The organism is 'Camptotheca acuminata' phytoplasma (assembly GCF_041276565.1).
GTDB lineage: Bacteria > Bacillota_I > Bacilli_A > Acholeplasmatales > Acholeplasmataceae > Phytoplasma.
On sequence record NZ_JBGGGR010000018.1, the window covers coordinates 1 to 6,474 of the forward strand.

Genomic DNA, 6,474 nt, shown 5'->3' on the forward strand with positions numbered 1-6,474 from the left:
AAAAATAAAAATTTATTTATTATGAATTTTTTTAAAAAATAAAATATTTATATGTTTTTTAAACATAATTTTTTTCAATTAACATTATTTTATATCTAAAATAAATAAATCTAAAATATTTTTTTATATATAAAAAAATGTAAATTAATGCTAAAATATAGTATAGTATAAAAAAATAAAAATTCTAAGGAGAATTAATAAACTTATAATTTATGGAAAACAGTGATTTAGATGATAATCGTAATATAATTATTTATAACCTATTTTATTCCAGTTCGAATAAAGAGGTCATAAATTAAATATGGAACTACTGACGACTTTATTTATCATTTTTGCTCTAATTATGTTAAATGCCATTTTAGCCTCTATTGAGATATCTTTGGTTTCTTTAAACCAAAACAAAATCGATTTAAGAGCTAAAAAAGGTTTTAAAAAAGATTTAAAAATTAAAAAAATAAAAGAAAAACCAAATCTTTTTTTATCTGTTATTCAAATAATAATTCACATTTTGACCTTTTCACAAGGTCTTTTTATAAATTCTCAAATTCCTCATAGTGACCAAAGTACTAAATTTTTAATAGAAATAATAGTTGTTTTATGTTCTATTATTTTTGGTGAATTATTACCAAAAAGAATAGCTTTAGCTTTTCCTATTCCTATTGCCTATTTTTTTATTAATATATTCATTATAATTTGTTTTTTTATGCAACCTTTAGTTTGGGTACTTAACAAAGTTATAGATTTAATTCTCTTCATTTTCAGAATTGATACTAATATTAAAAAAAATAATAACGTTGATGAAGAAGAATTAAAATTTTTATTAAACTCTTCTTATAAAACAGGAGTTATTAATAATAGCGAAAAAGATATGATTCAAAATATTTTTGATTTTGACGGAACTTTGGTTTCAGATATTATGCGTCACAGAAAAGAAATTGTGGCCATAAATTCTGAAATTACAAGAGATGAATTGATAAATTTTATTTCTCAAGAAAAATATACAAGATTTCCTGTATACGAAAATAATATCGACAAAATCATTGGTATCGTCCATGTTAAAGATATTTTTAAAGGATTATTACAACAAGATAAAAAAATAAATGATAAAACTCCTTATGAAGAATTTAATATTAAAAATTTCCTAAGAAAACCATACTACGTTATAGAATTTCAAAACATTAGTGAATTATTCAAAGAAATGAAAATAAAACAAAATCATATCGCTGTTGTAATCGATGAATACGGTGGAACAGCTGGAATCGTAACAATTGAAGATGTAATAGAAGAAATTTTAGGAGATATTAGAGACGAATACGATAAACAAACTGCTAAAGAAATTGTGAAAATTTCAGAAAAAGAGTATATCATTTCAGGAACAACTCATTTAAACGAAATAGAAGATTTTTTAAAAGCTAATTTACCTATCGATAATTATGACACTTTGAATGGTTTTATATTAGGAAAATTAAAAAAAATACCAGAAAAAGAAGAACAAATAAAAATAGTTCACAATAATTGGATATTTGAAAGTATCAAATATGACGGTTTAGTGATTAATATAGTTCGTGCGACTAAATTAAATTCTCCATTAGAAAATACAAATTTAGAAGCAAAAACTAATATTTAAAATGTTCCAAAAATAATAGATTCTAAAATTAATATAAATGTTCTAAAAAAGATTAAATTTATTATTACAAAATAAAAAATTAGAAAGAATACCAAAATGTGGGATGACTTGTTCCCTCAAGATTCATTAAAAATATTAGAAAAACAATTAAATACTAATTTTATCGAAGGCCTAAACAAAAAACAAATAGAACAAAATTTTTTAAAATATGGTTCAAATAAATTAAAAGAAATTCCTAAAAAAAATTTCTTTCATAAATTAATTCACCAATTTAACAATATTTTTATTTATATTTTATTTTCGATATCTCTTTTAACCTTTTTAATAGGAATTATCGAAAATCAAAAAGAAGAATTATTCGAAAGTATATTAATTCTAACGATAATTTTAATCAATTCTTTTTTAGGTGTTTTTTTTGAAAATAAAAAAGAAAATTCTTTATCTTTGATTCAAAACAAAACTAAACCTTATGTCAAAGTATTAAGAAACAAAGAATTACAATTTATTTTAAAAGAAAATTTAGTTATTGGCGATATTATTATTTTAGAAGCTGGTGATGTTGTCGCTGCTGATTTAAGATTAATAGAAACAAATAACTTTACTGTTAACGAAGCCATCTTAACAGGTGAATTATCTCCTGTCGCTAAAAACGAACATATTATACAAAATAAATTTGTTCTTTATGATTCTCCTAATTTAATTTTTATGGAAACCAATGTTATTTCAGGAAAAGCTCGTGGAGTAGTTATCCAAATAGGAGAAAATACTCAAATAGGGAAAATAACTAATTCAATAACAAAAGAAAAAAAGAACAAAACTCCATTAGAAAAAAATATAAATCAACTATCTAAATTATTAGGCTTAATTATAATTATTATCATAAGTCTTAATTTTTGTTTAACTTTGTTAAAATATCATTTATCAAAAGAAGTAATAAATCTTTCTCAAATTCAAAAATTATTAATATCTTCTGTTATTTTAGCTGTAGCTGTTATTCCAGAAAGTATATTAGCTATAATAAATATTATTTTAGCTTCTGGTGTTAAAAAAATAATAAAAAAGAAAGCTATTATTAAAAATCTAAGTACTTTAGAAACTTTAGGAGCTGTCAATATTATTTGTACTGATAAAACAGGCACTTTAACACACAATAAAATGACAATTAAAAAAATATACTCCAATAATAAAATAACAAACATAGATGAAACAGATATAATACCTGATCTTGATATTCAAAAGTTGATCCGTTATGGTGTTTTATGTAATAATAATTATTCTTCTGAAAATCTTAAATACCAAAAAAAAGAAAATTTTTTATTTGATCCTATAGATCAATCTTTTATAAATTTAGCTCATTTATGGAAATTAAATATTAAAGAAATTCAAAATAAAAATAAAAAAATAAAAGAATTTCCTTTTGATAATAATTATAAATTTATGATAACAATTCATCAAAAAGACCAAGAAAGATATTTAATCATAAAAGGAGCTTATGAAATTATATTAAATTTATCTAATTATATTCAATATAAAAATGAGTTTGTTAGAAAAAACAAAGATAATTGTCTCGAAATAGAAAAAAATTTAAACTCTATATCGTCAGAAGGTTATAAAGTTATAGGAATAGCTTATTGTCGTTTAAATGATAATAATTTTAATTTCGATATTCTCAATCCAAAAGAAGAATTATTACGTATTAAAGATAAAATAACTTTTTTAGGTGCTTTCGGAATAGAAGACCCGATACGTTCTGAAATTTTACCAACTATTCAAGAATGTCAAAAAGCTTTTATTGATTTAATTATGATAACAGGAGACCATATACAAACAGCCATTAAAGTAGCTTCTGATTTAAAAATATTTGATCCTTCTAAAGATTTAGCTCTCACAGGAGAACAATTAGATCTTTTAAGTGAAAACGAATTTCAATCTAAATTATCTTCCATAAAAGTTTATGCAAGAGTAACTCCAGAACATAAATTAAAAATTATTAAGTCTTGGCAAAAACAAGAAAAAATCGTAGCAATGATAGGCGATGGAGTTAATGACGCACTAAGTATTAAAAAAGCTGATATTGGTATTTCTATGGGAAAAACAGGAACAGATATCACTAAACAAACATCAGATATTATTTTAACTGAAGATAATTTTACTACTATTAAAAATATTATTCACGAAGGTCGAAATATTTTTGAAAATATTAAAAAAAGTATTACTTTTTTATTAAGTTGCAACATAGGCGAAATAATAGTTATTTTATTAAATACTTGTTTAGGTTATTTTTTATTTAATAAAAATTTTGTTATTTTAAGTACTTTACAAATTCTTTGGGTTAATTTAGTGACTGATTCGCTGGTTGCTATTTCTTTAGGGATGGAATATCCTGAAAAAAATTTAATGCAACAAAAACCACGTATAATAAAAAATTCTTTATTAAACAAAAAAACAATTTTAAAAATTATATCAGAAGGTTTTATGATTGGTTTATTAACTTTTTTAGCTGGTTTTATAGGATATAAATTAAATAACAATAATAATCAATACGGACAAACTATATCTTTTATGGTTTTATCTTTTTCTCAATTAATCCATGTTTTTAATTTTAGAAGTTATACTAAATCTATTTTTAAACTAAAAATAAATTTTTATTTAATAATTAGCTTCATTATTAGTTTTCTATTACAAATAAGTATTTTTATAATACCTTTTTTGAGAAATTTTTTTCAATTAGTTCCCTCTTTATCTTATCTAGATATTATGATTATTGTCTTTTTTTCTCTTTGTCTTTTGATCATAGGTGAATTTATCAAAAAAATAAAAATATTTTTTGAAAATAAAAAAATGAAAATTTAATTTATAATTATTATTTTTGAATATAAATTAATACAACAAAATAAAAATTAAATTAATTTAAACAATTTATTATATTTTTTCAACAAAACAAAATATCGAATTATTTATAAATTTTTCTAAATAATTCGATATTTTTTATTTTATTTCTAAAAATTAAATTTAATTTTTTTTGAAAAAAACTAATTTTATTTTTTTTGTATTTGTTGAATTATATTATCAATTCGTAATTGATTTTGGTTTATTCTGGTTTTAATATTTTTTAATATATTTAAATATTTTTTATTAAAATGAATAGGAATACGATTAATGCATAAAATATTTTCTAGCATAAATAATAAATATTTTTTTTCTAATTGAATTCTTATGTTATTTCTATCTAAATCAATTAATATTTCTTTTTGATAAGTTATGATTTGTTGATTGATCTGTTTTAATTGAACCAACAAAAACTTAATTTCTTTTTTCTCAGCGTTTCTTCTCGAAGCGTTAATTATTTTTTGAATCATTTTTTCTTGTATAAATAATAAATTTTTAAAAACAATATATTCACTTTTATCATTAAGTTTTAAATTATTTTGTGTTGTATTTTCTATGGCGTTAATCTTGTTTTTATTAAAAATAAATAAAAATCCTAAAAAAATAAATAAAAAATTTTTAATTAATAATTGTTTTTTCACACGAAGCATTTAATGTTTGTTTTTCCTTTTTAAATTTTTATATAGAAATAACACAAACATTTTAACATTATTTAAAAATAAACCAAACGAAAATCAATGTAATTATTTTTTTATAAAAAGATGATGATAAAATTTTTTTATTTTTACGAATATGAATTTTCTTATAGAAGATAAATAAAATAATAAGATTATTTTATATTTTTAAAATTAATAAATAAAAATTTTATGAGTTGATTTTTTTATACATTTAAATAAATAATGAATTAACTTGATTAAAAAATTTTTTTGTTGATAATTTATTTTTATAAAAGAATATTAAAATTCTTAATTGTATTTATAAATCAGAAATATCATTTTTTTGAAAAAATATTATTAATGCTTCATCAGAGATCGCATTTAATTCCCAATCGCTATAACTTTAAAAAGCTTCTAACCAAGGAGACTCATTATGTGTTTGTTCGCTTAATTCACCAGCAGTTTTGTATCCTTGTTTTTCAATAACTAAATCAATAATTTTAGCTTGTTTTTCAGTTATTTTGTTTTTATCTCCTTTTTCGATTATACGAACAGGATGGTAACTGTTTTTGTAAATCTGTAAATATAATTCTGGGAAAATAGGGCCATACAACCAAGATTCTAAAGCGGAATCAAACATTTTTTCATTATATTTAGCTAAATAAACACCTTGAATATAATAAATTAATTTGTGTAATTTCATGTTTGTTACATCGCCAATTTTTTCGATAACATAATTCAGCCACATCAAAAATATTTATTTGTTCTTTTTCTATATTTTTGTTCATGGTTTTTGGTTCCTTTTTTTAATTTAAATAAAATTTAAAATTCCATTATTTAGAATAACATAAAAATTAAAGTATTTAAAATTTTAAATATTTATTACATTTTTTATTAACACTTAATTCATTTCTTATTTTCCCAATAAAAAAAATATTTTCAACCTGGATTTTTGAGATGTTTTGAACCGTTTTTTAGAAATTTTAAAGAAACAAGTTTTAATTAATCAAAATGAAATAAAACTATTTATTACTTTTATAAGAAAAAGAAATAAAAAAAATTAATTTTTTTGAATAAAATATGTAAAATGGCGAATGATACCATTTTAGTGATCTAGTAATTTTAAAAAAATAATAAAATAAATTTGGATATTTTGTTAAAAAAAATAGTTTAATCTAAAAAATTTATTAATCTTAAATAAAAAATTTGTTCAAAAAGAAAATTTTAATTTTAATCAAAAAATATTTATTTTATTGATTTAACGATAAAAAAACATATCACTTGTTTTTTTTTTTTTTTTAT

General features: G+C 20.0%; 4 protein-coding genes. 2 read left to right on the top strand and 2 right to left on the bottom strand.

Going from position 1 to position 6,474, the window contains the following annotated elements; genetic code table 11:
• The first annotated feature begins 301 nt into the window (after positions 1 to 301).
• Positions 302 to 1,627, top strand: a complete 1,326-nt coding sequence (locus AB6A63_RS01505) for a hemolysin family protein (protein ID WP_370430927.1) — start codon at positions 302 to 304, stop codon at positions 1,625 to 1,627.
• Between the two features lie 96 nt (positions 1,628 to 1,723).
• Positions 1,724 to 4,480 (top strand): cation-translocating P-type ATPase, encoded by a 2,757-nt coding sequence (locus AB6A63_RS01510; protein WP_370430928.1) that lies wholly within the window; start codon positions 1,724 to 1,726, stop codon positions 4,478 to 4,480.
• 185 nt (positions 4,481 to 4,665) lie between these two features.
• Here AB6A63_RS01510 and AB6A63_RS01515 read toward each other — a convergent pair whose 3' ends face one another.
• Positions 4,666 to 5,166, bottom strand: a complete 501-nt coding sequence (locus AB6A63_RS01515; RefSeq protein WP_370430929.1) for a hypothetical protein — start codon at positions 5,164 to 5,166, stop codon at positions 4,666 to 4,668.
• Positions 5,167 to 5,575: 409 nt separating this feature from the next.
• Complete coding sequence (locus tag AB6A63_RS01520; RefSeq protein ID WP_370430930.1) at positions 5,576 to 5,920, bottom strand: Panacea domain-containing protein; 345 nt, start codon at positions 5,918 to 5,920, stop codon at positions 5,576 to 5,578.
• Positions 5,921 to 6,474 lie beyond the last annotated feature (554 nt).